General features: G+C 51.9%; 4 protein-coding genes. 1 reads left to right on the top strand and 3 read right to left on the bottom strand.

The window, feature by feature from the left end; all coding sequences use genetic code 11:
- Both QVO97_RS04995 and QVO97_RS04990 read right to left on the bottom strand, forming a co-directional pair.
- A partial coding sequence (locus QVO97_RS04995; protein WP_288188993.1) for a histidine phosphatase family protein occupies positions 1-110 on the bottom strand: 110 nt, incomplete at its 3' end.
- 6 nt (positions 111-116) lie between these two features.
- Positions 117-671, bottom strand: coding sequence for a sigma-70 domain-containing protein (locus tag QVO97_RS04990; RefSeq protein WP_022359291.1), 555 nt, complete (start codon positions 669-671; stop codon positions 117-119).
- Positions 672-810: 139 nt separating this feature from the next.
- On the opposite strand from QVO97_RS04990, the gene QVO97_RS04985 reads away from it, so the two are divergent.
- Positions 811-1,734, top strand: coding sequence for a LysR family transcriptional regulator (locus QVO97_RS04985; protein WP_022359290.1), 924 nt, complete (start codon positions 811-813; stop codon positions 1,732-1,734).
- Here the strand turns inward: QVO97_RS04985 and QVO97_RS04980 are convergent.
- On the bottom strand, positions 1,670-2,124 hold a 455-nt coding region (locus QVO97_RS04980; RefSeq protein WP_288188989.1), incomplete at its 5' end, for a helicase C-terminal domain-containing protein. The genes QVO97_RS04985 and QVO97_RS04980 overlap by 65 nt on opposite strands.

The following is a 2,124-nucleotide window of genomic DNA, read 5'->3' as shown; positions in this document are numbered from 1 at the left end:
TGCTCCGCCTGCTGCCGTCCTGTTTCGTTCAGCGGAATATCCGTCGTTCCCTGTATCTTTCCCGCCCGGTTCCAGTCGGTCTGACCGTGGCGTACCAAATAAAACAGCATTTTCTATTACTCCTGTTCATCTATCTCTTTCTGAGCCATCTCTGCCGCCTGACCGCTGACCTTCATCGCGTCCATCGTCAGCTTCATGATATCACGGATCTCATCCTCGCTCATCTTCATGCGCTCCGCCAATTCCGCAAGGGTCGCCTCACGTCCCAGCTCCCGCGCCATGCTCGCAGAAATATCCTTGAGGACATTAACACGCGCCGCCATCTCCTCCTCGATCTTCGTCTCGCGGTTCTGAATCTGCAGCGCATCCTCGATCGCCGCGCGCACCTTTTTCTCCATCTGCGCGTCGAAATCACCGTTTTCGTACTCGCTTGCGAACAGAAACAGCGCCATATTTGCCTCCTGCACCAGATCGCCCGCCGGAAGTCCCCGATCGTGGTACTCCTCCGCGATCTGAACCGCCTTCGCCAGTTTTAACTCCGTCAGACGGGAAGCCGCGGTCTTGTCCCCCTCCGTCAGTTTTTTCAGAAGCGCCGCTTCCTCCTCCGGCGTGCCCTGCGGGAGATTTTTCAGTTCCTCTAAGTAAATATCATAAAATGTATTAGATTCCATGTGGTATTCCCTCCTAAAAAATACATACTTCTAAGATGATTCCGTCATTTTATCACAAACAAAACACAGATACAATCATTATTGACTCCGCCCTCCAATCATGTTACACTGAATACAGTTCTATAAGGAGGGCTAATAAATGGATATCAACTATGAATTATATAAAGTATTTTACCACGTAGCCTCGACGTTAAGTTTCTCCGAGGCATCTAAGCAGCTTTTCATCTCTCAGTCGGCGGTCAGCCAGTCGATCAAGGTACTGGAGAAGAAACTGAACCAGACTCTTTTCATCCGCAGCACAAAAAAAGTACAGCTTACCCCGGAAGGCGAGATCCTACTCAAGCACGTGGAACCGGCGATGAACCTGATCCGTCAGGGCGAAAACCAGCTGCTCGACTCTAACAGCTTAAACGGCGGTCAGCTCCGCATTGGCGCAAGCGATACGATCTGCCGCTATTATCTGGTGCCATTTTTAAGCGAATTTCACAAGCGCTACCCGAATATCCACATTAAGGTTACCAACCGTACCTCCATCGAATGTGCGCGGCTTCTGGACAACGGTCAGGTCGATTTTATTCTGACGAACTATCCAAACTCCGGGCTCGGTGGAACGCAGAATATCCATGTGCTGCGCGAATTCAACGATATATTCGTCGCCAATGAGACCTATTTTCCGATGAAAGACCGCCCGGTTACACTGCGCGAGCTGCAGGCGCTCCCAATCCTCATGCTGGATCGCAAGAGTACCACCAGCGAATTTCTGCACAACATGTTCCAGAAGCACCAGCTTGACCTCGTACCGGAGATTGAATTAAGCAGCAACGATCTGCTCATCGATCTGGCGCGCATCGGTCTCGGCATCGCATTTGTCCCGGATTTCTGTCTCCCGGCTGGCGAAAAAGAACTTTATGCCCTGACCCTGACTGAAGCCCTGCCGCCGCGCCAGCTCGTCGTCGTCCACAATGAGACAATGCCGATCTCACAGGCATCGCGTGAATTTATTGAACTTCTGGAAAACGGCTCCAAAATGCCTGAAGCTCCTGCTCCAGAGACGAAAGACTGACCCGTTTGACATCGCTCCATTCCCTTGGAAATAATTCCCGGTACTCCCGACGCCAGAACCGGTCATCCAGTAAAAGGATGACGCCCTGATCGGACGCGGTCCGAATGACCCGCCCTGCCGCCTGGAGTACCTTATTCATGCCCGGATACTGGTAGGCATATGCAAATCCATCTTTTCCCGCTTCTTCAAAATATCCCTGCAAAATTTTCTGCTCCGTGCATACCATCGGAAGCCCGGTTCCGACCACGATCACGCCGATCAGCCGGTCGCCTGTCAAGTCGATTCCCTCCGAAAACAGACCGCCCATCACGCAGAACGCCACCAGGGAGGTATCACGTTCAGCTGTTCGTTCGGGAGAAAATTTCTGTAAAAATGCTTCCCGTTCCTCCT

Source organism: Clostridium sp. CAG:43 (assembly GCF_000434655.1).
GTDB classification, from domain to species: domain Bacteria; phylum Bacillota; class Clostridia; order Lachnospirales; family Lachnospiraceae; genus Otoolea; species Otoolea fessa.
This window is presented reverse-complemented; position numbering and strand designations above follow the sequence as displayed.